24 protein-coding genes, 1 tRNA gene, 1 pseudogene and 1 riboswitch are annotated in these 22357 nt (G+C 60.3%); of the genes and pseudogenes, 15 read left to right on the top strand and 11 right to left on the bottom strand.

Translation table 11 applies throughout. The features are described 5' to 3' along the window. Positions 1–4: 4 nt before the first annotated feature. Positions 5–2515, bottom strand: a complete 2511-nt coding sequence (locus tag QDY28_RS17550; RefSeq protein ID WP_331383025.1) for a ligase-associated DNA damage response DEXH box helicase — start codon at positions 2513–2515, stop codon at positions 5–7. Positions 2516–2694: 179 nt separating this feature from the next. On the opposite strand from QDY28_RS17550, the gene QDY28_RS17545 reads away from it, so the two are divergent. Then, positions 2695–3195, top strand: coding sequence for an RrF2 family transcriptional regulator (locus QDY28_RS17545; protein WP_331382945.1), 501 nt, complete (start codon positions 2695–2697; stop codon positions 3193–3195). Between the two features lie 23 nt (positions 3196–3218). Then, complete coding sequence (locus tag QDY28_RS17540; protein ID WP_331382944.1) at positions 3219–3680, top strand: carboxymuconolactone decarboxylase family protein; 462 nt, start codon at positions 3219–3221, stop codon at positions 3678–3680. Between the two features lie 210 nt (positions 3681–3890). Here the strand turns inward: QDY28_RS17540 and QDY28_RS17535 are convergent, their stop codons facing one another. Beyond that, positions 3891–4931 carry a glutamine synthetase beta-grasp domain-containing protein gene (locus QDY28_RS17535; RefSeq protein ID WP_331382943.1) on the bottom strand — a complete coding sequence of 347 codons (1041 nt, stop codon included), beginning with the start codon at positions 4929–4931 and terminating at the stop codon, positions 3891–3893. A gap of 442 nt (positions 4932–5373) precedes the next feature. Here QDY28_RS17535 and QDY28_RS17530 point away from each other — a divergent pair, with 442 nt between their 5' ends. Next, positions 5374–5565: a DUF2735 domain-containing protein gene (locus QDY28_RS17530; RefSeq protein ID WP_331382942.1), complete on the top strand. Its 192-nt coding sequence runs from the start codon at positions 5374–5376 to the stop codon at positions 5563–5565. Between the two features lie 11 nt (positions 5566–5576). Here the strand turns inward: QDY28_RS17530 and QDY28_RS17525 are convergent, their stop codons facing one another. Beyond that, the gene (locus QDY28_RS17525) at positions 5577–6212 is read right to left on the bottom strand and encodes a YitT family protein (RefSeq protein ID WP_331382941.1); all 636 of its coding nucleotides are present in this window, start codon (positions 6210–6212) and stop codon (positions 5577–5579) included. A gap of 107 nt (positions 6213–6319) precedes the next feature. Continuing rightward, complete coding sequence (locus QDY28_RS17520; RefSeq protein WP_331382940.1) at positions 6320–7264, bottom strand: methyltransferase; 945 nt, start codon at positions 7262–7264, stop codon at positions 6320–6322. 177 nt (positions 7265–7441) lie between these two features. Here QDY28_RS17520 and QDY28_RS17515 point away from each other — a divergent pair, with 177 nt between their 5' ends. Genes QDY28_RS17515 through QDY28_RS17505 form a run of 3 tightly spaced genes read left to right on the top strand, consistent with a single transcriptional unit; the run spans position 7442 to position 9580 of the window. Next, complete coding sequence (locus QDY28_RS17515) at positions 7442–7708, top strand: DUF6460 domain-containing protein (RefSeq protein WP_028751135.1); 267 nt, start codon at positions 7442–7444, stop codon at positions 7706–7708. A gap of 4 nt (positions 7709–7712) precedes the next feature. Next, positions 7713–8213 carry a CAP domain-containing protein gene (locus QDY28_RS17510; protein ID WP_331383024.1) on the top strand — a complete coding sequence of 167 codons (501 nt, stop codon included), beginning with the start codon at positions 7713–7715 and terminating at the stop codon, positions 8211–8213. 17 nt (positions 8214–8230) lie between these two features. Then, a complete protein-coding gene (locus tag QDY28_RS17505; RefSeq protein WP_331383023.1) occupies positions 8231–9580 on the top strand; it encodes an MATE family efflux transporter in 1350 nt (449 codons plus the stop codon). Here QDY28_RS17505 and QDY28_RS17500 read toward each other — a convergent pair. Together QDY28_RS17500 and QDY28_RS17495 are read right to left on the bottom strand one after the other, a co-directional pair. Further along, complete coding sequence (locus QDY28_RS17500; RefSeq protein WP_331382939.1) at positions 9556–10644, bottom strand: quinone-dependent dihydroorotate dehydrogenase; 1089 nt, start codon at positions 10642–10644, stop codon at positions 9556–9558. The genes QDY28_RS17505 and QDY28_RS17500 overlap by 25 nt on opposite strands. Continuing rightward, on the bottom strand, positions 10641–10997 hold the full coding sequence (locus tag QDY28_RS17495; RefSeq protein ID WP_331382938.1) for a DUF952 domain-containing protein: 357 nt from the start codon (positions 10995–10997) through the stop codon (positions 10641–10643). The genes QDY28_RS17500 and QDY28_RS17495 overlap by 4 nt, the downstream gene beginning before the upstream one ends. 117 nt (positions 10998–11114) lie before the next feature. Here QDY28_RS17495 and QDY28_RS17490 point away from each other — a divergent pair, with 117 nt between their 5' ends. The 4 genes from QDY28_RS17490 (at position 11115) to QDY28_RS17475 (ending at position 13963) form a co-directional block, all read left to right on the top strand. Beyond that, positions 11115–11543 carry a hypothetical protein gene (locus QDY28_RS17490; RefSeq protein ID WP_331382937.1) on the top strand — a complete coding sequence of 143 codons (429 nt, stop codon included), beginning with the start codon at positions 11115–11117 and terminating at the stop codon, positions 11541–11543. 137 nt (positions 11544–11680) lie between these two features. Next, complete coding sequence (locus QDY28_RS17485) at positions 11681–12346, top strand: S24 family peptidase (protein ID WP_331382936.1); 666 nt, start codon at positions 11681–11683, stop codon at positions 12344–12346. Between the two features lie 15 nt (positions 12347–12361). Continuing rightward, the gene (locus QDY28_RS17480; RefSeq protein ID WP_331382935.1) at positions 12362–13468 is read left to right on the top strand and encodes a thermonuclease family protein; all 1107 of its coding nucleotides are present in this window, start codon (positions 12362–12364) and stop codon (positions 13466–13468) included. A gap of 81 nt (positions 13469–13549) precedes the next feature. Beyond that, entirely contained in the window at positions 13550–13963 is a 414-nt protein-coding gene (locus tag QDY28_RS17475) for a tellurite resistance TerB family protein (protein WP_028751127.1), read from the top strand. Positions 13964–13972: 9 nt separating this feature from the next. On the opposite strand, the gene QDY28_RS17470 is transcribed toward QDY28_RS17475, so the two are convergent. Next, complete coding sequence (locus QDY28_RS17470) at positions 13973–14851, bottom strand: transporter substrate-binding domain-containing protein (RefSeq protein ID WP_442967547.1); 879 nt, start codon at positions 14849–14851, stop codon at positions 13973–13975. 359 nt (positions 14852–15210) lie between these two features. Here QDY28_RS17470 and QDY28_RS17465 point away from each other — a divergent pair, with 359 nt between their 5' ends. Further along, the gene (locus QDY28_RS17465) at positions 15211–17220 is read left to right on the top strand and encodes a methyl-accepting chemotaxis protein (RefSeq protein WP_331382933.1); all 2010 of its coding nucleotides are present in this window, start codon (positions 15211–15213) and stop codon (positions 17218–17220) included. An 84-nt stretch (positions 17221–17304) separates the two neighbouring features. On the opposite strand, the gene QDY28_RS17460 is transcribed toward QDY28_RS17465, so the two are convergent. After that, entirely contained in the window at positions 17305–17892 is a 588-nt protein-coding gene (locus QDY28_RS17460) for an acyltransferase (RefSeq protein WP_331382932.1), read from the bottom strand. Between the two features lie 192 nt (positions 17893–18084). On the opposite strand from QDY28_RS17460, the gene QDY28_RS17455 reads away from it, so the two are divergent. Next, positions 18085–18330, top strand: coding sequence for a BrnT family toxin (locus QDY28_RS17455; RefSeq protein ID WP_331382931.1), 246 nt, complete (start codon positions 18085–18087; stop codon positions 18328–18330). Beyond that, positions 18330–18641, top strand: a complete 312-nt coding sequence (locus QDY28_RS17450; RefSeq protein ID WP_331382930.1) for a BrnA antitoxin family protein — start codon at positions 18330–18332, stop codon at positions 18639–18641. The genes QDY28_RS17455 and QDY28_RS17450 overlap by 1 nt, the downstream gene beginning before the upstream one ends. A 16-nt stretch (positions 18642–18657) precedes the next feature. On the opposite strand, the gene QDY28_RS17445 is transcribed toward QDY28_RS17450, so the two are convergent. Both QDY28_RS17445 and QDY28_RS17440 read right to left on the bottom strand, forming a co-directional pair. Then, positions 18658–18731 (bottom strand) — tRNA-Gly (locus tag QDY28_RS17445). Between the two features lie 58 nt (positions 18732–18789). Continuing rightward, positions 18790–19884: a 2'-deoxycytidine 5'-triphosphate deaminase gene (locus QDY28_RS17440; RefSeq protein ID WP_331382929.1), complete on the bottom strand. Its 1095-nt coding sequence runs from the start codon at positions 19882–19884 to the stop codon at positions 18790–18792. A 170-nt stretch (positions 19885–20054) separates the two neighbouring features. Continuing rightward, positions 20055–20133: riboswitch (SAM riboswitch) on the top strand. 43 nt (positions 20134–20176) lie between these two features. Between QDY28_RS17440 and QDY28_RS17435 the strand changes: the two genes are divergently transcribed. Further along, the gene (locus tag QDY28_RS17435) at positions 20177–21361 is read left to right on the top strand and encodes an O-succinylhomoserine sulfhydrylase (RefSeq protein WP_331382928.1); all 1185 of its coding nucleotides are present in this window, start codon (positions 20177–20179) and stop codon (positions 21359–21361) included. Between the two features lie 324 nt (positions 21362–21685). Further along, positions 21686–22078, top strand: a complete 393-nt coding sequence (gene apaG, locus QDY28_RS17430; protein WP_331382927.1) for a Co2+/Mg2+ efflux protein ApaG — start codon at positions 21686–21688, stop codon at positions 22076–22078. A gap of 88 nt (positions 22079–22166) precedes the next feature. Here the strand turns inward: apaG and QDY28_RS17425 are convergent. Continuing rightward, positions 22167–22357 (bottom strand): annotated as a pseudogene (locus QDY28_RS17425) (hypothetical protein); the annotation flags it as partial.

Below are 22357 nucleotides of genomic sequence, written 5' to 3'. Positions count from 1 at the left end.
ATGCTTATTCCATGGCCTCGCGGATCAGATCGTCAGCCGCTTCCGCCAGCACCACATCATGCGCCTCGCCCGGCACCGGCACCTTGCCGATTTCCAGCATCACCGGCACGGCAAGCGGCGAGATATGATCCAGCGCCCGATGGGTGATGTGGCCCTTGATTCGCTTCAGCATATCCCCAAGGCGGCCAATCTCCAAAAGGCCGGTGGCGGCGTCCCGCCGCGTCGCCTGCAGCAGGATATGGTCCGGCTCGTGGCTGCGCAGCACGTCATAGATCAGATCGGCGGATACCGTCATCTGCCGTCCGGTTTTTTCCTTGCCGGGATGGCGGCGCTCGATCAAACCGGCAATGATGGCGCAATTGCGGAAGGTGCGCTTCAGCAGGAAGGATTCATCGAGCCAGGCTTCGAGATCGTCACCGAGCATGTCCTCGTCGAAGAGATCGGAAAGGCTGAGACGGCCATTGGCGATCATCAGGCTCATATCCTCCAAGCCCCAAATGCCGAGCGAATAATCGGTGGCGATGAAGCCCATCGGCTTTGCACCGGCCCGCTCCAGCCGCCGCGTCAGCAGCATGCCGAGCGTCTGGTGCGCCAGCCGCCCTTCGAAGGGATAGGCGACCATGTAGGCGCGGCTGCCGCGCGGAAAGGTTTCGATCAGAAACTCGTCGCGCTTTGGCAGCAGCGACCTGTCCTTCTGCAGCTCGAGCCAGTCGCGCACCTGATCCGGCAAGCGATGACGGCGATCGGGATCGTCGATCATCATGCGCACCTGATCGGCAAGATAGGTCGACAGCGGAAACTTGCCGCCGGCATAGGAGGGGATTTTCGCATCCATGGAGAAGGTCTGCGAGGCCAGGCATTCATTCTCGCGGATGCCCTCGAAACGCAGCACCTTGCCGGAAAAGCGAAAGGTGTCGCCTGGCGAAAGCTGTTCCAGAAAATACTCTTCGACCTTGCCGAGGGGAGCTCCGCCGCGACCAAGCGAGCCCAGCGCGTTGCGTTTGACCAGGCGAATGTTCAGCATCGCCTCCTCGACGATGGTGCCGAGGTTCAGGCGATATTGCTGTGCCACCTGCGGATTGGAGACACGCCAGCGGCCCTCCGGTGTTTTGCGGATGCGGGCATAACGCTCGTAGGTGCGCAAGGCATAGCCGCCGGTGGCAACAAAATCGACGATGCGCTCGAATGTCTCCCAGGATAGGTCGGCATACGGCGAAGCGCTGCGGACCTCGTCATAGAGCTCCAACATGTCGAAGGGTTCGGCGCAGGCCATGCCGAGAATATGCTGCGCAAGGACGTCGAGCGCGCCGGCACCGACCGGCGGCGTATCCTGCGCGCCGATATAATTGGCGTCGAGTGCCGCCTGGCATTCCATCACCTCGAAACGATTGGCCGGGACGAGGATCGCTTTCGACGGCTCGTCCATGCGGTGATTGGCGCGGCCGATGCGTTGGGCAAGGCGCGATGCGCCTTTCGGGGCGCCGACATGGACGACGAGATCGACATCGCCCCAGTCTATGCCGAGATCGAGCGTCGAGGTGGCGACGACGGCGCGCAGCTTATTGGCGGCCATGGCGGCTTCGACCCTGCGGCGCTGTCCGACGTCGAGCGAGCCGTGATGCAGCGCGATCGGCAGATTGTCGTCGTTTGCCGACCACAGCTCCTGAAACAGCATTTCCGCCTGCGAGCGCGTGTTGACGAAGAGAAGTGTCGTCCGGTGCTCTTTCAGTTCGCGACAAATATCGGGAATCGCGTATTTGGCGGAGTGGCCGGACCAGGGGATGTGTTCCTCGGTCCTGAGGATCGAAATATCAGGCTTGGCGCCGCCCTCGACCGTCACGAGGCCGGCATGCCGTTCCATCCCCTCCTCCTGCGCCACCAGCCATTTCTGCAAGTCCATCGGCTCGGCAACCGTCGCCGACAGGCCGATGGTTTGCAGATCAGGCGCAAGCTTGCGCAGGCGCGCAAGACCGAGCGAGAGCATATGGCCGCGCTTTGACGTCACGAGGGAATGCAGCTCGTCAAGGACGATGTATTTCAAATTCTTGAAGAAGCGTTCGGCTTCGTGGTTCGCGAGCAGCAGGGCCGCTTGCTCCGGCGTCGTCAGCAGAATGTCCGGCGGACTGAGCTTCTGGCGTTGCCGCTTGCCGCTTGGCGTATCGCCGGTGCGATTTTCGACGGAGACCGGCAGGCCCATTTCCGTGACCGGTTTCATCAGATTGCGCTCGATATCGACAGCCAGCGCCTTCAACGGCGAGATGTAGAGCGTGTGGATGCCGGTGAAGGCCGAGCCCGGCGGGATCTTGCCGCGCCGGGTCAGATCGGTGAGCGAGGGAAGAAACCCCGCCAGCGTCTTGCCGGCCCCGGTTGGCGCGATCAGCAACGTGCTCTCGCCGGCTTCGGCACGAGCCAGCAACTCAAGCTGATGGACACGCGGCTGCCATCCCTTTTCCTCAAACCAACGGATGAAAGGGGCAGGCAAGGCAAGGCGGCGCTCGGAATCGATCTGGTCCACGAGGCAAATGTAGTCGAAATGCGGAGGATAGGAAGCGGGAGGTTGGTTACTTCCCATCGATGGCTTCAGTGGTCGCGGAGAGTGCATACCCCGCGGCGCATACTCCAGACCACAAAAAGGATTTGACACCACTCATAATCGCGGATAAAAAATATCCACGATATGAAGAGGACGGACCGATGAAACTCGGCGAAGGCGTTGAACAGGCGATACACAGCGTCGGAATGCTGGCCGGACTGTCTGAGGGCAGCGTGCTTTCGGCCGCGGCGATTGCCGAGTATCATGGGGTGTCGGTGAGTTATCTGTTGAAGCATCTGCAAGCGCTTTCTGGCGCCGGCATTCTCGACACCGTACCTGGTCCCAAGGGTGGCTATAGGCTGGCGCGTCTGCCGGCCGAAATCACCCTGCTCGATATCGTACTTGCTGTCGAAGGGCCGGCGCCTGCCTTTCGCTGCACCGAAATCCGTCAGCGCGGACCAAATCCGCTGCCTGGAAAATACTTCGCAAAGCCGTGCGGCATCAGCGCGGCGATGTTGGCGGCAGAGCGGGTGTACCGCGCCGAGCTCGCCAAGACCACTATTGCCGATATCCTCGCCGATGTTGCGGCGGGCGATGACGGCAGCATCGCGGCAAGAGGCTGTGCCTTCCTTGCCCTCAACGAACGCAGAACCTCACGATAGATCCCAAACCAAAGGAGAGAACCATGCAACCTCGTTTCAACTTCGCCAAGGCTTCGCCGGACTCCTATAAGGCCATCATGGCGCTGGAGAATTTCGTCCAGACCTCCGGGCTGGAGCGCCGTTTCATTCACCTGATCAAGCTGCGGGCCTCCCAGATCAACGGCTGCGCCTATTGCGTCGACATGCATGTCAAGGAAGCCCGTCATGACGGCCTCAGCGAACAGTGGATCAATCTGATGTGCGTCTGGTGGGAATCGCCTATTTATGACGACCGCGAACGCGCCCTGCTGCGCTGGGTCGACTCCGTCACCAAGATCGCCCAGACCGGCATACCGGACGCCGATTTCGAACCGCTGAAGCAGCACTTCAGTGAAGAAGAGATCGTCAAGATCACCGTGGCAATCGGCGCGATCAATGTTTGGAACCGGGTGGCAGTCGGTTTTCGCTCGCAGCATCCGATCGATAAGGATGCGAAAGCGGCCTGAGAAAACACCTTCTCCCCAGCGGGGAGAAGGTCGCGCAAGCGGGTTGAGGGGGCGTTACCGGGAAGGGATGCCCCCTCTCTCATTTGAGGTGTTCGCACGCACCGCCATTCATCTCAAAAACAAAGGGCCGGTCTCGAGCGCGCTTGTAGCGCCCCCTCAACCGGCCCGTTGGGCCACCTTCTCCCCGCGGGGGAGAAGGTAATCTTTTCATCAAGCAGCTTCGGAAGCGAAGCCAGCCGTCGGAACTTCCGAGATGGTCTTCAGAACCTGGGAAGCGATCTGGTAGGGGCAGCCCTGGGAATTCGGGCGGCGATCTTCGAGGTAGCCCTTGTAATCGTTCTTGATGAAGGAGTGCGGAACGCGGATCGAAGCACCGCGGTCGGCAACGCCGTAGCTGAACTTGTTCCACGGAGCCGTTTCATGCTTGCCGGTCAGGCGCATGTGGTTGTCCGGGCCATAGACCGCAATGTGGTCGTGCAGGTTCTTGTCGAACTGAGCCATGAGCGCTTCGAAATAGGCCTTGCCGCCGACTTCGCGCATGAACTTGGTCGAGAAGTTGCAGTGCATGCCCGAGCCGTTCCAGTCGGTGTCGCCGAGCGGTTTGCAGTGGAACTCGATGTCGATGCCATATTTTTCGCAAAGACGCAGCAGCAGGTAGCGTGCCATCCAGATCTGGTCGGCGGCCTTCTTGGAGCCCTTGCCGAAAATCTGGAATTCCCACTGACCCTTGGCCACTTCGGCGTTGATGCCTTCGTGGTTGATGCCTGCTTCGAGGCAAAGGTCGAGATGCTCTTCAACGATCTCGCGGGCGATATCACCGACGTTCTTGTAGCCGACGCCGGTGTAGTACGGACCCTGCGGAGCCGGATAGCCGGATTCCGGGAAGCCGAGCGGACGGCCGTCCTTGTAGAAGAAATATTCCTGCTCGAAGCCAAACCATGCGTCTTCGTCGTCGAGAATGGTGGCGCGGCTGTTGGACGGATGCGGCGTAACGCCGTCCGGCATCATGACTTCGCACATGACGAGAGCGCCGTTGGTACGGGCCGGATCCGGATAGATCGCGACGGGCTTCAGCACGCAATCGGAGCTGCGGCCTTCGGCCTGCATGGTCGACGAACCGTCGAAGCCCCAAAGCGGAAGCTGCTCGAGCGTCGGAAATGCGTCGAATTCCTTGATCTGCGTTTTACCGCGCAGGTTCGGTACCGGGGTGTACCCGTCGAGCCAGATATACTCGAGCTTATATTTCGTCATTACGCACCTCATAACAGTTAATCAGGCGAAGTAGGAAAAACTTGGCCGGCGCCCGCCGGAAAACTCCTCGCTACGAACGGCTGCCAAGGGAGATGCATTTGCCGTGCCAGAATCGCGAGGCCGATTGCTCAGACAGCGAAAATTCTGCTGCAGCGCCGCCTTTCCGCAGTTTTTTGGAGAGCTAAGCGCCGGATTCCTTTTAAATCGCGAGACACCGAGCTGCCGAGGGCTGCCAACTTGTCGCAGATCGACCGATTCGCCTCAGCTCGAAAAATCGGCAAAGCATATTAGCAACCCACAATAGTTAAGCAGTGAAATTGCCTATAATTTCAACTTTCAGCATTTTTTTTGAGCAACTTGCTGAAATCGACGTTCGACTTTGCTATATATGAGCTGTCTCTTTAAGCGCGCCCGCTTAGACACCAAAAGGGAGAGACAGCGAATGGCAATCAGTGCTCAAAGCGAAACGGCAAAGATCTACCAACTCCCCGTCAAGGCCCGCGCGACCGCGGCAAGCCAGCGTCCAAAGGTGAACCTCACCCCCGATATCGGCACGAGCATCGCAACGGCTGCTTTCGATAGCTGGTATCATGAAGAGGCGATCACCGAGACCGATCCCAACCGCAAGCAGTAAGGCACTCGCAATTATAAGGCGATATAGCGATCCGATCGATGATTGATCGCGACGAAAAGGTTGAGTGCGATCGCGCCGATCACCGAGCAGATGACCACCGGGGGCGTGGTGACGGCGAAAGCGACCGCGAGCACGCAGAGGTCGATTGCAAGCTGCACCAGCCCTGCCCTGATTCCAAAACGCTCTTGCAGATAAATCCCCAGAATGCCCACACCGCCAAGGCTGGCACGATGACGATAGAGCGCGAGCAGCCCGAAGCCGAGCAGGATGCCGCCGAGGACCGCCGACCAGAGCGCATTGATGTGCGCCACATCGAAAAGCAGCGGCTGCAGGTTGGTGAGCAGCGATGTCAGCGCGATAGCGATAAAGGTCTTGACGGTGAAAACCGGACCGAGTTGCTTTAGTGACAGATAGAAGAACGGCAGATTGACCGCAAAGAAGGCCAGACCGAAATTTACGCCAATCGCGTAATGCAAGAGGAAAGCGATACCGGCGGTGCTGCCCGTCAAAAGACCGGCGCTTGAAAGGCAGAACAGCCCGAGCGACGAAATCAGGCTGCCGGAAATGATGCCCTGAACGTCCTCAGCCCAGGAATGCCGGGTCGCGGATGTATTCCAGACGCCAAAAGCGCTCTTTGCGTTCGCCATGTGCTATCCCCTGTGTTTCAAAGGCTTTTTGCTGAAAGCTCAGGCGACAATCAAGCGAAAATACGTAAGTAATACTGACCTATTTGAAGTTCGCAAGATTCGGACAATCAGCGCGATTTGCGCGTAATGAACAGAATGCCGTGGACGGGTTTTCCGCCATCCATGCGAATGATGCTGCGGGCGAGATTCTGTACGACGAAGCCTTGATCGGCCAGAATTTCCTTCACATAGGCTTCCGAGTGCGCAAAGCGCAGGGAGTCGCGCAAAACATAGCCGGCCGGCTGCTGCGCATCCTCGACCGAAAAGGCGAAGATGGCGCCGTCGGCAGAGAGCTTGCGCACGATTGCCATCACACCGTGCAGTTTGCCGAGATACATCAGCACGTCGGCGGCGGTGATCAGATCCGCGCGGTGTGGCTCAAGCCCGGCATCGAAAACGCCCGATAGCTCCGGTTCCAATGACAGATCGGCCTGGCCGAGATGATCGTAGACATGCTTCTCCGCTGCCTTCGCGAGCATGCCCTTCGACAGGTCGAACCCCTCTAGCCGATCGACCCGCGCGCGGATTTCCGGACCAAACAGGCCCGTGCCGCAGCCGAGATCGACGGCAAGACGGAAATGGCGGGGCATGCTGGCCGTATCGCCGATGAGAGCCGCGAGCTTCTGCGGTACGGTGTAGCCGAGTTTTTCGACCAGGGACGTCTCGAAACGGTCGGCATAATCGTCGAAGAGACGCTCGACATAGCGGCTCGGCGGCCGATCCGGCAGATCGGCCGCACCCAAAACAGAAAGCTTCAGCCGAGCACCGAAGACATCGCCGGCGTCGAGGGCAAGGACCTTGTTCAGCGCCTCTATGGCACCTTCCGTATTCCCCGCTTTTTCACGATAGGTCGCAAGCGTGAACCAGCCGGCGGCCCAGCCCGGCGTCAATTCCAACGCCTGCTCCATCAATTCGGCAGCGCTTGCCGGCTCGCCGCTTTCGGCGAGCATCTTCGCATAGTCTGCGCGACGGTCGGCTATGACGTCGCCGGAGGAAAGCTCGCTCGGCAGCATGGTCTCGGTCCTATGTGGTCCCCGCCTTTGGACGCGGCCACAAAAAAACTCAAGTCCTATTTCAGGCAGGCACCTGTTTCAGGTAAGCACTCGGTACGCATCGGGCAAAAGCGCTTGCGAGTCGCAGGCCACAGCCTTATCTCAAAACCGCTCGACAGGCATTATGGAGACAGCCGCATGTCCGATCAGGTGAACAGGTTCCTCGGCGACTCGCCCGGCCGTACACTCGTGAAGCTTATTATCGTGTCGCTGATCGTCGGTTTCGTGATGAAATTCTTCGGCTGGCGGCCACTCGACTTCCTCTATGGCCTGCGCCGCTTCCTTCTCGATCTCTGGCACAGCGGCTTTGCCGCGCTCGGCGAGTTCGGCGATTATCTGCTGCTCGGCGCCACCATTGTCATTCCGCTCTTCATCATTCTCCGTCTTTTCAATTACCGCCGCTGATATGATCTCAAACATTCCGCTTTCTACGCGGCGCCACGCGCTGCGCCTCGCCGGCCTTGCGCTCGCTGCCATCGTCGCAAGCTGCGCCACTCCGCCGACCCATGTTTCCAACACGCCGGCCAATGACGAGACCGCTTCGGCGCTGCCGCTCGTTAACTCCCTGCGCGCCAAGAACGGCCTGCCGCCGCTCAAGATCGATCGGGCTGCCAGCACGGCGGCGATCTATCAGGCCAAGCGCATGGCAGATGCCGGCAAGATGGAACATCTGATGGGTATCGGCGACAATTTCGGCAAGCGCGTCAAGGCGAGCGGCGTCAAGCTGCCGGCGGCCGAGAACATTGCCGAAGGCCAGCGCGACGTGAACGCCGCGGTGGCGGCCTGGATCAATTCGCCGAAGCATTTGCACAACATGCTCGGCAATTATAACGGTCTCGGCGTCGCCCTTGCCTATGCTCCCTCTTCCAGTGACAAGCCCTATTGGTCCATGGTGCTCTCTTCGAATTGAAGACGGGCTGATTGGATATGGATCATCGAGAGCATAGCAGGAGGGTTCTGCCCTTTGAGGTGACGCACCGGATGGTGCTGTCGATCGCCCTTCCGATGACGCTCGGCTTCATGACGACGCCATTGCTCGGCCTTGCGGATACCGCCGTCGTCGGGCATCTCGGCCAACCGGATGCGCTTGCGGGGCTGGCGATCGGCGCCATGCTCTTCGATCTCCTCTTTGCCAGTTTCAACTTCCTGCGCGCCTCGACCACCGGCCTCACGGCGCAAGCCTTTGGCCGCCGCGACCGCCACGAGCAGCAGACCGTTTTCTGGCGGGCGCTGCTCTCGGCGCTCGGGTGCGGCATCCTGATCGTCTTGCTATCGCCCGCCCTCGTTTGGCTGGGAATCAAACTGATGGGTCCGCAGGGCGGCGTCGCAGAGGCGACACGCACCTATTTCTCGATCCGCATGCTGTCAGGTCCGGCGGCGCTCGCCAACTATGCCATTCTCGGCTTCGTGCTTGGACGCGGTCAGGGTCGCATCGGCCTGCTGCTGCAAACCGTGATCAACGGCGTCAACATCGTCCTCGCTCTCGTGCTCGGTCTCTGGCTCGGCTGGGGCGTTGCAGGCGTCGCCTGGGGCACGCTTATTGGCGAGGCGGCCGGTATGCTCACTGGCCTTACCATCGTGCTTAACGGCTTTGCCGGCGAGGCCAGGCCGACCCGCGCGGAACTGCTATCGCCCGCCAAGCTCAAGCAGCTCTTCGCGCTCAACCGCGACATCCTTATCCGTACCTTCGTGCTGCTCGGCGCCTTCACGCTGATGACCCGCATCGGCAACTCCTTCGGCGCGGTCACGCTCGCCGCCAATGCTGTGCTGATGAACTTCTTCCTGCTGTCGGCCTATTATCTCGATGGGCTCGCCAACGCAGCCGAGCAGATCACCGGGCGCTCGATCGGCGCCAACTACCGTCCGGCTTTCGACCGTGGGCTGAGGTTGACCAGCCTTTGGTCCTTCGGCCTGGCACTCGGAACCACACTCTTCTTTCTGATAGCAGGCCCGGCGCTGATCCGCCTGCTGACAACCTCTGAAGAGGTTCGCGCCGCTGCCGAGATCTACCTGCCCTGGGCCGCCATCGCCGGATTGACGGGCGTCCTAGCCTTCCTGTTGGACGGCGTGTTCATTGGCGCCACCTGGTCCAGCGCCATGCGCAATCGCATGCTGTTGTCCTTTGCCGGCTATCTATTGGCACTTGCGATCTTCGTGCCGACTCTAGGCAATCATGGCCTGTGGCTCGCCATGAACGCCTTCCTGCTGTTCCGCGGCATTTTCCTGGTCGTGGACCTGAAGAAGCGAGCCGATCAGACGTTCCGGGCGGCCCAATAATTGAGCCTGCTGTCACGCAGTTCGCGAATCGAGCCGACACGCTCACGGTCGAGCAGTTTCGAGAGGCCGCTTACGATACGGCCCGGCAGGCCAGGTCCTTCGTAAACCATGCACGAATAGAGCTGCACGAGATCGGCACCGGCCTTGATCTTCTCCAGCGCCGTCTCCGCCGACGAAACGCCGCCGACGCCGATGATCGGCAGGGCTGCACCGACGCGCCGACGCATCTTTGCGAGTACGATCGTGGACTTTTCGAAGAGCGGCTTGCCCGACAGGCCGCCCGCTTCCTTTGCCTGGACCTGATCCCTCAGCCCATCGCGCGCAAGCGTGGTGTTGGAGACGATCAGCCCGTCCAGCGCATGCGCCAACACTTCGGCAGCGATGTCGTCCATGCCCTCTTCGGTTAGATCCGGTGCGATCTTCAAAAAGATCGGAATTCTTTTGCCTACCTTCGCAGCCTCTTCATCGCGCGCAGCAAGCACTGCCGAAAGCAGCGCCGAAAGGCTTTCGCGCGCCTGCAGATCGCGCAGGCCCGGCGTGTTCGGCGAGGAGATGTTGGCGGTGAAATAACGTGCCACGGAATAGAAACGGCGGATGCCGGCGACGTAGTCGGCGATGCGATCGGGACTGTCCTTGTTGGCGCCGATGTTGACGCCGATAATGCCTTTGCTGCGGATCGGCTGCAGGCGCCGGAAAGCCGCGTCGTGGCCTTCATTGTTGAAACCGAGGCGATTGATGACCCCCTCGTCGTCCACCAGGCGGAAGATGCGTGGACGCGGATTGCCGGATTGCGGCTTCGGCGTCACCGTACCGATCTCGGTAAAACCGAAGCCGAGCTTCAACAGCGCCTCCGGCACCTCGGCATTTTTGTCATAACCGGCGGCCATGCCGAGCGGATTGGCAAAATCTAGTCTCGCCACGGTCTGACGAAGGCGGGGGTCATCGTTGATCCGGCACGCCGGAACAAGGCCGGATCTCAGGGCCGCGATCGACATTCCATGCGCCGTTTCCGGATCGAACATGAACAGACCGCGCCGGCCGAGATCACGAAAGCCGCCGATCATTCCGGCATTTCCGGAAAGACATGCGCGCCGTCGGGGCCGAGCGGCAGCGGCTTTTCCCAAAGCACGGCCGAAAGCTGCAGCGGCGCGTAGAGATGCGGGAAAAGATCACCGCCCCGCGAGGGCTCGAACACCAGCTTGTCGCCGAGCGCATCGCCGTCGATCGCCACCAGCAGCAGGCCCTCCTGGCCGACAAAATACCGCGCGGCGGTTTCCTTTGCCTGCTTTGCCGTCGACAGGTGGATGAAATTGTCGGTCAGATCGATCGACGCGCCATTAAAAACGCCGGTTTGTCTGGCTTGCTGCCACAGCGTATCCGGCACGATCTTGTAAACCACTGGCATCGCGGTCATCATCCTTACATGACTTGTGTCCTTGATAGGGCTTTGCACGAAAACCGTTGCCGATGTCCACGGGGACTACGGAGAAAAGTGCAGATGAGTGCACATTAAGCAGAAAATCCGGAGGATGACATGACGAAGGAAATGGTATCAGGTCTTGCGGCCCTCATCCTGCCCGCCGCTCTTCTTCTCTCCACGCAGGCCCAGGCCGCCGAGCCGGATCCAGCGCGCTTCCAGCTCGAGCGCAGCGGCGATCATTTCGTCCGTTTGGACAAGCAGACGGGCGCCATGTCGATCTGCGAGGATCAGAACGGCAATCTGGTCTGCCGCATGGCAGCCGATGAGCGGGCCGCCTATGAGAACGAACTCGACCGCCTGGCAGATCGCGTCTCGAAGCTGGAAAAGACGGTGGCCGCGAGTGGCGGATCGAACTTGCCGAGCGATGCCGACATCGATCGAACCCTCGGTATCATGCAGAGATTCATGCGCGGCTTCATGGGGATGGCGAAGGAACTACAGAAGGAGGCGCCCGACAATCAGGCGCAGCCTCAAAAGACCTGAACCCGCTGGAATCAAAGCGAAAGCAAGGGGACAAAGGACCTTATTCCTACGCTGCCCTTTACTCGTAAAAAAGCCTCGATTAACCTTTCGTTAGGGCCAAACGCCGAACATTCCGGCTTTCGAGTGTGCTGAACGCAATGCTGTCACATGAGCAGATATGGAGCGCGATCGATAGGCTTGCCGAACGGCATGCCCTGACGGCCTCCGGTCTTGCCCGGCGCGCAGGCCTCGATCCGACCTCGTTCAACAAGTCGAAGCGGCTGAGCCAGGATGGACGTCTGCGCTGGCCCTCGACGGAATCGATCGCCAAGGTGCTGGATGCGACCGGGGCCAGCATGGAGCAGTTTCTCGGCTTCATCCGCCCGATGGAAAATGCCGGCGGTACATCCGATCGCGCTTTCCCGCTACCCGCAAGCTCCATCCCGCTGCTCGGCTTCGCCCAAGCCGGCGCCGGCGGCTTTTTCGACGACGGCGGCTTTCCGCTCGGCCAAGGCTGGGACATGGTGGAATTTCCGGTCTCACCCGGCCAAAAGGGCGGCGTCTATGCGCTGGAAGTACAGGGCGAGAGCATGCTGCCGCTCTACCGGGATGGCGACGTACTGATCGTCGAACCGGGCGCGCAGATCAGGCGGAATGATCGCGTGGTGGTCAAGACCCGCGAAGGCGAAGTCATGGCCAAGGTGCTGCTCAGACAGAGTGCGCGTTCGATCGAACTGCTGTCGCTCAACCCGGAACATCCCAATCGAAGCTTCGATCTTGCGGATGTGGAATGGATTGCGCGCATCATTTGGGCCAGCCAATAGGAAAGTTTTCTCGTTATGCGTCGCAATATCTGGCTGGCAAGTTTGGTCGGTGTGCTCCTCGGTTCATGGCTGACGCTGGTTGCCGTGCAGGTCGAAGAGCATGGCTCCGGTTCGGCGAACCGAGCCGCAGCCGAAAGCCCGCCTGCCGCGAGGGCGCCGACACCAGCGGAAACGGCAAAGGCGGCCGGCCCGGCAACAACCGCGTCGGTCCAGCAGCCGGCCGATACGACGCAGCGTGAGGCGATGCTAGCGGCCGAGACGAAGCCGGACGACAAAGGCTCGGTGCAACCTGCTGCTGCCGAGCGGACGCCACCGGCCGCAACGCCGACGGCGACGCTGGAAGGTCCGGCGAAAGCGCTCGTCGCCACAACTGCAGAGCAAATCGGCAAAGACCAGTCCGCCGCGGGCGTGCAGCCGGCCATATTGCCCGAAAGCAAAACATCCGCAGAGTTGGCGGAGCCGAACGCGACACGGGGACATCCGAGCGAGACGCAAGTGGCGCAGGCAACGCCGACAAGCCCGGCGCCATCAGATCAAACCAAAGCGGACCAAACGCCAACGAGCCAGATGCCGGCCGACCAGACGGACAGGGAACAGGCCGCCGCAGCCCATCGGACCGCATCTGCCGCACCGCCATCACAGCAGGCGTCCGGCAGCGACCAAAAGCCGAGCGATCAAACCAAGCCGGTGGAACTGGTGCGGCCGTTTGCGGACCGCGCCGGCATACTGACCGTTGGCGGCAAGAGCGTGCAACTTCCCGGCATCATTCCGACGGATACCGACCGGACATGCACCGGGCCGAACGGCAAGAGCTGGCCTTGCGGGGCGGCGGCGCGTACCGCCTTCCGCATGTATCTGCGCGGCCGCACCGTCGATTGCGATCTGCCCAACCCCAACTGGCAAGGTACGGTGACCGGCGCCTGCCGATATGTTCGGGTCGACCTCAGCGAATGGCTGGTGCGTTTCGGCTGGGCAGAGCCCGAGCCCGGGTCGCCGCTGGTGACGCTAGCCGAACAGGCGAAACAGCAGAAACGCGGCATCTACGGCGACGATCCGCGCGCGGGTCGAAAGTCAACGCTCGGGCCGCCACCAGCCAAGGAAAACCCGCTCAATCCGATCTGAGGTCATGCTTCCAACACGGGCTCTTGTCATGAAGGGCGCGACTTTCTAGTCTGCTGCCAAATTAAAGGATTCTGCACAGCCATGAACAAGCCGCTTTCCGCCCATGAGGCCCTGATCTACGTCATGGTGATGGCATCTGCAGTCGATCGGACCATGAACGATAAGGAATTGGGACGGATCGGCGAGCTGATCCATGCGCTGCCGGTTTTCGACGGTTTCGATGACGAGAGGCTGATCTCGGTTTCGCGCGATTGCGCCAAGCTTCTCGCCGGCAGCGAAGGGCTCGATATCGTGTTGGAAACCGTGCGCGACACCCTGCCGGTGCGGCTCTACGATACCGCCTATGCGCTTGCCGTCGAGGTCGCTTCCGCCGATTTCTCGGTCAAGGCCGAGGAGCTCCGCCTGCTCAGCCTGCTGCGCGACCGTCTCGGTCTCGACAAGCTGACCTGTGCCGCCATCGAACGCAGCGCTATTGCCCGCTACCGCAAGGGCTGAGACGCTTCGTCAATAGAGTCCATAAGGGAAATAACGCAGATAGATTTCCTGCAGCCGGCCGTCGCGTGACAATGTGGCTAGCGCGTGGTTGATCGCAGCTGTCAGATCGGCATCCTGCTGGCGCAACATGATGGTCATGCCTTCGCCGAGAAACTGCTGGGAGAGATAGGGGCCGTCGAACAGCGCGCAGCATTTTTCGGCAGACGGCGACGATACCCAGAAGGACAATTGCAAGCCATCGGCAAAGGCTGCGTCGACCTTGCCGTCCTTCACCGCCGTCAGCAGCGCGTCCTTGTCGTCGAACGGCACCTGCTTGATCGCGGGGAAAAAGGCAGCGAGCATCGCTTCATGCGCCGTGCCCTTGACCACGCCCACGGAATGACCGGTAAGCGCGGCGGCCGTCGTGCCGTCGATCGATGCCTTGAGATTGCGGACGAAGCGAGCGGGCAACATCAGGAAGGACCGCGAAAAGGCAAAGCTCTTGCGCAGCTCGGGTGTCACGGCGACCCCGGCGATCACCGCATCACCTTGCGAAGCGGATAGTGCGCCCTGCAATTCATCGAAGGGCAACGCCTGGATCTGACATTTGTCCGATATGTCGAGCTCGTCACAGATCTCGCGGGCAAGATCGACGTGAAAGCCGGCGAGCTTGCCGTTCTGATCGGCGAAATTGAAGGGCGGGAAGTCGACGGAGGTGAGAAAACGCAGCCTGACCAGCGAAGAAAGGTCCGGCTTCGGCAGCCGCTCACGCGAATCGAACAGGATCGGCAGGCCGGGCGGCGGCGCCTCCTGCGCGGCCACAGGCATTGCGCAGGTCGCAGAGAGCAGCGCTGTGCACGCCATACGCCTTGCCAAGAATCCCAACGACGACGAAAGGCAAACACGCATGACGATGATCCCCTCCGGCGGCTCGCGGTTTTTGATTTCGAAACCGGTGTAACAGAGTCGTGCGGAAGGGAGAATGCGATACCTGGAAAAAGCGGGGATATCCGGAAGAACCGAGCCTTAAAGATGCCGGCGTTAGCGGTCGATTAAGCTCTATCGATTCTATTCGGCGTCGACGACGTCGGCTCCACGAGCTGATCGCATGACGCAGGTCGTCGGAACCTTGCTTATCAAGGTATCTCAGAAAATTCGGCTTCATATGCGTGCACCAGCCAGCAAGCGCGACTCCATCGCTTCCCCAGGGAGCGTGGATCAGGCGCGCTACTGTCCGGCGCGGCGCGATATCCCTCGGGCGGATCGTCATGTTCAGGAACCTGAAAATCAAAACCAAGATGCTCGCAGTGATCCTCTTTCTCGGGATCATCTCCTTCGCCGGCTTGCTCTACATCGTCAGCGAATTCCGCAAAGCGGACGAGGTCTACAGCGCCTTCCTCGACAACGAGGCCGTTGCGGCGACCCAAGGCACGCGCTCCAGCACATCGGTTCTGGCCTCGGTGCTGCAGGCAAGCATGATGCTGGATTTCGATCCCGACAGCGATGCCTTCAAGGCAGTCGCAGCCTCCAAGAGCCGTTTCGCGGAGGCGAGGGATCGGTTGAAGCAAGCCGAAAGCCAGGTTCCTTCACAAAAGGCAGCGATGGATGAGATCCTTGCCGGCATCAACGAGCTGGAAACGCTGACAAACAAGGTCATCGACCAGCGCAAAAGTGGCGATGCCAAAGGCGCGACCGCAAGCATGGCCGTCGTCAGCGATAAGTTGACCGCGCTCGTCGCCAAGATGCAGGCCAACAACAACGCCTTGACCGACCGGATGAACGATGGTGGCGATGCCTTATCCGCCCATGTCAACGTCACGATCAACTACTCGCTCGCCATTCTCGGTATTCTGACGGTTCTGGCCATCGCTTTCGGCGTCTATGTCGCGCAGACGGGCATCGCAACGCCGTTGACCCGCCTCCATCGCCGCATGGCGACGCTTGCGAGCGGCGATACGACAAGCGAAATCGAAGGGCTCGACCGCCGTGACGAAATCGGGCAGATGGCCTCGGCAGTCTCCGTTTTCCGCGACAACGCCATCGAACGCGCCCGGCTCGAGGCGCAGGCCGAAGCCGACCGTAATCTCAGCGACAGCGAGCGCGCCGAGCATGAAGCGCAGCGGGCCGCAGAAGCCGCGCATCTGCAGCAGGCAGTGCAGGCGCTCGGCGACGGTCTGAAGCGTCTGGCGGACGGTGATCTCGTCACCCACATCAACACGCAGTTTGTCGCCCATCTCGACCAGCTACGGCAGGATTTCAACAATTCGCTGATCAAGCTGAACGAGGCCATGCAGGCGGTGGGCGCCAATGCGCGCGCCATCAGCGCCGGCGCCAACGAGATCCGCGGCTCCGCCGATGAGCTTTCCAAGCGCACCGAACAACAGGCTGCCTCCGTCGAAGAAACAGCCGCCGCCCTGGAGCAGATCACCACCACGGTCAAAGACGCCGCCAAGCGGGCGGAAGAAGCAAGCCGGCTTGTCGCCCACACCCGCGCCGGCGCCGAACGGTCCGGCGAGATCGTCCGCAACGCCGTCAGCGCCATGCAGCAGATCGAGAAATCCTCTTCTGAAATCGGCAACATTATCGGCGTGATCGACGACATCGCCTTCCAGACCAACCTTCTCGCTTTGAACGCCGGCGTCGAGGCGGCCCGTGCCGGTGAAGCCGGCAAGGGCTTTGCGGTCGTCGCGCAGGAAGTGCGCGAATTGGCGCAGCGCTCGGCCAATGCCGCCAAGGAGATCAAAACGCTGATCACGGCGTCCAGCACGCATGTGCAGACCGGCGTCAATTTGGTCGACGAGACCGGCAAGGCGCTCGACGCCATCGTCTCGGAAGTGCAGGAGATCAACCTGCATGTGCATGCCATCGCCGAAGCTTCGCGCGAACAATCGGCCGGCCTGCAGGAGATCAATACCGCTGTCAACGCCATGGATCACGGCACGCAGCAGAACGCCGCCATGGTCGAGGAAAGCACTGCCGCCAGCCATAGCCTGGCAACGGAAGCCGCCTCGCTGACCGCCCTGCTCGGCCAGTTCCGCATGACTGGAACCGAAGGCAGCTATGTTGCTTCTGCGGCTCCGGCGGGTCACGCATCTCGCATGTCCACACGCCCTGCGCCGCGGGCCGCGGTTGCTGCGGTCCGTGCTGGCGAAGGGACGAGAGCACGCCCGGCGCCTTCACCCGCCCGCGCGCTCGGCCAAAAACTGATGAGCGCGTTCGGCGGCAACGGACAGACAGGGGCGACATCCTCCAAGGATGCGGACTGGACGGAATTCTGAGGCGGTCACCACCACTTCACGCAATAACGTCACACAAACACAGGCGGGCGCCTTATCCCGTCCCGCCTCTTTGACTGATGGAGCCTACCGGTCCGTTTTTCTTTTGGAGAAAGAAAGCCGTTCGACATTCGCGTGTCTGACGTTATGGGCCTCGCCCCGCCGCCTGATCAGCCTCGCGGGAGCCCCGACATAGATGCCATAGGGTTCGGTCTTCCCTTTGACGACGGCATTGGCGCCGATGACGCATCCTTTGGATATATGGGAACCGCCGAGAATTTTCGCCCCGGCGCCGATCCAGACATCGTCTTCGATGACGACCGGCTTCTTGGTAACGCCCTGCATGCGAATGGGCTGTTTGGCATCATCGAAATTGTGGTCGAACGAGACGACCATGGCATGGGCTGCAATCCGCACGTCGTTGCCGATCGTGATGCCGCCGCGTCCGAGCAGAATGGCATAGTCGTTGAGGGAGACGCTTCGACCCATATCGATGCTACCGCGTTGCGCATCGATGACGATCCCCCTGCGCAGAAAGGCCTTTGGCCCAATACTAACGCTGCCATCCTTCCAGATGATCGTCGCGCTGCGCGGCACCTTCGTGCGCCGGGAAATCTTCAACACACCGCGCGTGAAGATCGCCCTCAATCTGTAAAGCAGCGCAACATTGAGCATCGGCATCCCTTCCAGTTGAGGGATGACCTTCTGGCACGAGTTTCTGGCATTAACCTGAATGGAGAGGGGTAGCGTTGTGGCGAAAACGGCGGATCACGGGATGCCGTACGTCCTTGTGGCAAGTCGGGTTAGAAATTTTTGTATATACGAAAGCTGTTGGCAAATCTTTAGTTTTCGTATATACAAAATCCGATGAAGATTACTTGGGACGAGCCGAAGCGAATAGCCAATTTGGAGAAGCACGGTCTCGACTTTGCCGCTTTATCTCTCGAATTTTTCCTGAATTCCATTGTGATCCCGGCGAAGAAGAATCGCTTCCAGGCTATCGGCAAGACGCAAGACGGCACAATTTCAGTGATCTTCGGCACCCTTGGTTTGGAAGGCATTTCCGTCATTTCCATGCGCCGCGCCAATGGTAAAGAAAGGAGCCTGCTCTGATGGTTGTCAAATTTGAACGTCCGCATTCTTTCAAGGAAGGCCGAGGTTATACGAAGCAGGATTGGGACGAGGTTTCCGACAATCCGCCGATCACGGAAGAGGCGTTGAGGAAGGCCAAGCCGTTTACGGAAGCATTCCCCGAGCTCACCGAGGAGATCCGCAAGAATCTAGGCGGGCGTCCCAAATCGGAAAATCCCAAGCTTGCTGTCAGTATTCGCCTGGACCGGGATGTCGTCGAAGCTTTCAAGGCGGATGGCGAAGGCTGGCAAAGCCGGATAAACGAGGCTCTGCGCAAGGCCGCTGGTCTATAGAGGCAAATTGAAAAACTGGAGCGGGTGAAGGGAATCGAACCCTCGTATTCAGCTTGGGAAGCTGCTGCTCTACCATTGAGCTACACCCGCCTGACATTCAGAGGTGTCCAACAGTTGGCGGTCTCTGTCAAGGCCGCCAAATAGACGATCACAGCCGGAAATGCTTTGAAAGCTTCAGGCCCTGCGCTTGATAGTTGGAGCCGAGGCCGGAGCCGTAGAGGCTTGAGGGCTGTTCCAGCATATGCTCGTAGACCAGGCGGCCGACGATCTGGCCGTCTTCGAGGATGAAGGGGACTTCGTGGCTGCGCACTTCCAGCACGGCGCGGCTGCCGCGTCCGCCGGCGGGCGCGTGGCCGAAGCCGGGGTCGAAAAAGCCGGCGTAATGAACGCGGAATTCGCCGACCAGGGGATCAAAGGGCGTCATTTCGGCGGCATAGTGCGGCGGCACATGCACGGCTTCGCGTGAGACGAGGATATAGAATTCGTCGGGATCGAGGATCAGTTCGGTGCGGCCGCGGCTGTACAGCGGCTCCCAGAAATCGAAGATATCGTGCTGGGCCTTCTTGTCGACATCGACGACCGCCGTGTGATGCTTGCCGCGATAGCCGATCAGGCCTTCCTTATCGCCGGCCAGATCGATCGACAGCGCTATGCCGCCGCCGGTGACATTCGGCTTCTTGCTGGCGACCAGCGTCTCGCTCTCGTGCAGTGCCAGCAGTTCCGGCTCGGAGAGCATGGCCTGGCCGACGCGGAAGCGGATCTGCGACAGGCGCGAGCCGCGGCGCACGACGATCGGGAAGGTGCGCGGGCTGATTTCGAGATAGAGCGGACCGGAATAGCCGGCCGGAATCTTGTCGAATTCCTGCGCACGGTCGGTAATGACGCGGGTGAAGATATCCAGACGGCCGGTCGAGCTCTTCGGATTGGCGGAGGCGGACATATCGGCCGGCAGGTCGAGCCGCTCCATCAGCGGCACGATGTAGACGCAACCGGTTTCCAGCACCGCGCCTTCCGAGAGATCGACCACATGGAGCTTCAGCCGGTCGAGCTTGTCGGCGACAAGATGCGACGGGCCGGGCATAAAGCTGGCGCGGACACGGAAAGCATGCGCGCTGAGCCTGAGATCCAGGCTCGCCGGCTGAATCTGATCGACATCCAGTTCTTTTTCGCTCGTCAGCCGTCCTGCTTCGAAGAGCGCCGCAATGGCGCGATCTGCCAAAATTCCAGTAGTGCGAGCCATCATGCCTCTTTCCCAGCGTATAACCCAGTAAGTCGAGAACAAACTTGCCGGGTTATACGCCGTACTAAATCTTACTGCGGCCTTTGCGCATCCCGACGGACGCACGGGCAGTAATTTGCCGCAGACAAAACCAAACTCGGGGAATTGACGCAAGCGGTCAACGGCAGTATTGCAACTTATCCCGTGGTGATTTGGCCGGTCGGCTTGCAGCCACGTTAAACAAGTGGCTAAAAGGACCGGGGTTAAACCGGTCTGCTTTCGCGACCGGTTTTTTTGTTTTGAAAGTGGTGATGGCATGAGCAAGACTTGGCGCCCCGCAACCCAGCTCGTTCACGGCGGAACGCTCCGCTCGCAGTTCGGCGAGACCTCCGAAGCAATCTATCTGACGCAAGGTTTCGTCTACGACACGTCCGAAGCAGCCGAGGCCCGTTTCAAGGGTGAGACAGACGGCTTCATCTACGCCCGCTACGGCAGCCCGACGAACGACATGTTCGAAAAGCGCATGTGCGCTCTGGAGGGTGCCGAAGATGCCCGCGCCACCGCTTCCGGCATGGCCGCTGTTACCGCCGCCATCCTCTGCCAGCTAAAGGCCGGCGATCATATCGTCGCAGCCCGCGCACTCTTCGGCTCCTGCCGCTGGGTTGTCGAGACGCTTGCACCGAAATACGGCATCGAATGCACGCTCGTCGACGGCCGCTTCATCGAGAATTGGGAAAAAGCGATCCAGCCGAATACCAAGGTCTTCTTCCTGGAAAGCCCGACCAATCCGACGCTGGAAGTGGTCGATATCGCCGCCGTCGCCAAACTTGCCAATCAGATCGGCGCCAAGGTCGTGGTCGACAACGTCTTTGCCACGCCGCTGTTCCAGAAGCCTTTGGAACTCGGTGCGCACATCGTCGTCTACTCCGCCACCAAGCACATCGACGGCCAGGGCCGTTCGCTCGGCGGCGTCATCCTTTCCGACAAAAAATGGATCGACGAGAACCTGCACGATTATTTCCGCCATACCGGCCCGGCCATGTCGCCGTTCACGGCCTGGACGCTGCTGAAGGGCATCGAAACGCTGCCGCTGCGCGTCAAACAGCAGACGCAGAACGCAGCCAGGGTCGCCGATTTCCTCGCCGAGCAGAGCACGGTCGGCAAGGTGATCTATCCCGGCCGCAAGGACCATCCGCAGGCCGACATCATCGCCAAGCAGATGACCGGCGGCTCGACGCTGGTGGCTTTCGAACTGAAGGGCGGCAAGGAAGCGGCTTTCAAGCTGCAGAACGCGCTGGAAATCGTCAAGATCTCCAACAATCTCGGCGACTCCAAGAGCCTGATCACCCATCCCGCCACCACGACGCACAAAAATCTCACCGACGAAGCCCGCGCCGAACTCGGCATTTCCCCGGGAACGGTGCGTTTTTCCGCCGGGATCGAGGACAGCGAGGACCTGGTCGAGGATTTCGCCCGCGCGCTGGCGCAGGTTTCTGCCTGACGTTCTACCCCAGCCCGCCCGAATATTGTTTGGGCGGGCTTACGCATCTTGAAAACAGACTTTGCGCCTATACTTTCGACCGCGGACGATTAACCTTTAGAGTTAGTCATAACATCTGAAAATCCGAATGGCTTAATCCGTGAAAGGCGTTTCCACCAATCCATTCCTTGACGGAACAGGTCGCTTTATAGGATACCCCTAAGTATCCCGCTTTCCGTGGGATCATAGAAAGCGGATAAGGTGCCCTAGACTTAAATGCTGGAGCGTCCTTTGTGCGTTCGTTTGGGCGTGCGACGTTTCGGAGTAGTGACCAAGGTGTCAGGCATGTATCGCGCACTAACACACGACATCGAAGTTGTCGTCGAACCCTTTTATCTGGAGGAGCAATCCGATCCGGAAGACGATCGTTACGTCTGGGGTTACCGCATCGTCATTTCCAACCATTCGACGATCTCCGTCCGGCTGGTGACGCGCTATTGGCACATCACCGATCAGAATGGCATCGTGGACGAGGTTACCGGACCCGGCGTTGTGGGCGAGCAGCCGAGACTGCAGCCCGGCGATACCTATGAATATTCCTCGGGCTGCCCGCTCGATACGCCCTCGGGCATGATGTTCGGCCATTACCAGATGGAGACGGACGACGGAAAGCTCTTCCACGTCAAAATCCCCGCCTTTTCGCTGGATACGCCCAACCTGCTGCGGACGCTGAACTAAAGCTGGCCGAAGCGGTTCAGCTTTTCGCGGAACCGCTGCACCCTTTCATCTTTGCCCGGCGCAATTGGTCGCCCGTGAAGAACAACGATTAGCCGATTACCGGGGTTGCGTTTGAAGCTTGGAATATTGGGTCTAACCGTTTGGATAGAGCCAGAGCTGCCCAGATGATAGCCAAGCAAAACCTGATCCATACGAGGATGCGGCGGAAGTTATAGCCCACGGCTGCAAGGACGGCGTTGACGGCGTCGCCGGTGATTCCAGCGAGATGATTGCGGCCCA

Source organism: Rhizobium sp. BR 362, assembly GCF_036528765.1.
Lineage (GTDB): Bacteria > Pseudomonadota > Alphaproteobacteria > Rhizobiales > Rhizobiaceae > Rhizobium.
Note: the sequence above shows the minus strand (reverse complement) of the source record. Positions and strands in the feature narration are given on the sequence as shown.